Below are 1,966 nucleotides of genomic sequence, written 5' to 3'. Positions count from 1 at the left end.
AACAGCCGGGGCGAACTCAGGACTGGATAAAACTTGATGTGGTGGAACGGCCCGCTCCAACAGCATCAAAGTGCTAGAACGTGGTCGTTGTTCGAACGCACAAAGGAGGGACCGTTCCATGAAACAGGTTATCACCATCGGGTTGGATCTGGCTAAGCATGTTTTCCAGGTTCACGGCGCGGATGCCGAGGGCTCGCCCGTGTTCAGCCGGAAGCTGCGGCGCAGCGAAGTTCTGCGTTTCTTCGAGAAGCTGCCACCATGCCTAGTGGGGATGGAAGCATGCGGTAGCTCCCACTATTGGGCGCGCGAGATCGCAGCTCTCGGTCATGAGGTGCGGCTCATTCCGCCGGCTTATGTCAAACCCTTCGTCAAGCGAGGCAAAACGGATGCGGCGGACGCGGAGGCCATCAGCGAAGCGGTGACCCGAAAGACCATGCGCTTCGTCCCGATCAAGACGGTCGAGCAGCAGGCTGCCGCGATGGTGCTGAAGACCCGAGCCCTTCTGGTGCGGCAGCGAACGCAGGCGGTCACCGCCTTACGCGCGCATCTGGCCGAATTGGGCATCATCGCCACCGCCGGCCTGGCAAGGATTGAGGCGCTGGTCGCGATCGTGCGGGACGAGACAGATGCTCGCCTGCCCGCAGCAGCGCGCTTCGCCCTGATGGCTATTGCCGATGAGATCGAAGCTTCAGGCGACCAGATCGACAGGCTCGAGCGCGCAATCGTCATGGAGGGCAAGCGCGACGAGGACATGCGTCGGTTGACCACGATCCCTGGTGTCGGCGCCATTACGGCGGCAACCATCAAGGCGCTTGTGCCGGATCCCGGCGGGTTCAAGTCAGCTCGCCACTTTGCTGCCTGGCTAGGATTGACGCCGCGTTCTCATTCAAGCGGAGGCAAAGAGCGGCTGGGACGAATATCGAAGATGGGAAATCCGGAACTTCGCGCTCTCCTTGTCGTCGGGGCAACAGCCGTCTTGCGGGTTGCCCGAAACGACGCTCGGACGCGGCCGTGGCTGAAGGCGCTTCTCGCCAGACGGCCTTTCAAGGTCGCAGCGGTGGCGCAGGCCAACAAGACAGCGCGGATCATCTGGGCGCTTCTGAATAGGGGCGGGACTTATCGGCGTCCCGACCCACTGGTGAGTACCGCGGTCGCCGTCTGATGGATGCAGTGACCGCCAAAACGATCTGACCGGCGCAGGCCGGCAGAGGGCAAGGTGCAACAACAGGCGATGAACCCATGGGACGAAATCCCGAGACGAGTGAAGCCACTGCCCCCAATGCGCTCAAGCGCGTAAACTTGATTAGGCTCCTCGTTTCGCGGATCTCATCGAGGCCGGCGGCCATGTGCCGCGCGCAAAGGCCGGACATATGACCGCACCGTCCCAATGTGTGAATCAATTGAAAAAGCTCTTGCCACGCGGGCCGTTCCACATATGGGGGCAAGGTCAGCGGAATGATGTTATCAACAGCCATAGTTCCACTCATGACGGCGCCTCTCTCTGAATGTCTAAACACGCTCCGTGCGTGGTCGTGCCTGACGACAAACCGGCAAGAATCTTGATGATCCGCATCCGAATTGCCTGAGCGTGGTCACTACTGCTCAATCAGGCGGCCGCATTCTGATACGTATCCATTCGGCGTAGGCCGCAGGATCACCGCTTCAGCAGTCCAGGGTTTTCCTTGTAGAACTTAATAAGCTCGATCAGGTTGTCGATGCCGAAGTCGGTGAACGCCTGAACGCCGTCTTCTCCGACGCCATAGACCCAGATGACGCCATCCTCGATCTCCATCTCGTTGGCGATGTCCCACAGCCAATCTTCGTCTTCGCCGAGGTCTTTGGCGACCTTGGTGATGGTGGTGACGTAATGGACCTTGTTGACGTGGGTGGTCATGCCGCCGCTCGAGCGGAGAGCGCAGATGCTGGCGTCCAATTCCAGGGCAGAAGTTCGTCCAGCCGATTAGCC

Annotated in this window: 2 protein-coding genes; one reads left to right on the top strand and one right to left on the bottom strand. The window is 60.2% G+C overall.

The genetic code is table 11. The features are described 5' to 3' along the window. Positions 1–118 precede the first annotated feature (118 nt). Entirely contained in the window at positions 119–1,162 is a 1,044-nt protein-coding gene (locus tag IVA91_RS05630; RefSeq protein ID WP_247458420.1) for an IS110 family transposase, read from the top strand. Between the two features lie 492 nt (positions 1,163–1,654). Here the strand turns inward: IVA91_RS05630 and IVA91_RS05625 are convergent, their stop codons facing one another. Then, a complete protein-coding gene (locus tag IVA91_RS05625; RefSeq protein WP_247458419.1) occupies positions 1,655–1,894 on the bottom strand; it encodes a hypothetical protein in 240 nt (79 codons plus the stop codon). Positions 1,895–1,966: the final 72 nt, after the last annotated feature.

Origin of the sequence: Bradyrhizobium sp. 153 (assembly GCF_023073835.1) — a bacterium.
Lineage (GTDB): Bacteria > Pseudomonadota > Alphaproteobacteria > Rhizobiales > Xanthobacteraceae > Bradyrhizobium.
The sequence above is the reverse complement of the archived record's forward strand: the minus strand, read 5'-3'. Positions and strand labels throughout refer to the sequence as shown.

Coding starts and splice junctions, on each gene's coding strand:
- IVA91_RS05630 (WP_247458420.1), top strand. CDS start 119: ATGAAACAGGTTATCACCATCGGGTTGGATCTGGCTAAGCATGTTTTC.
- IVA91_RS05625 (WP_247458419.1), bottom strand. CDS start 1,894: ATGACCACCCACGTCAACAAGGTCCATTACGTCACCACCATCACCAAG.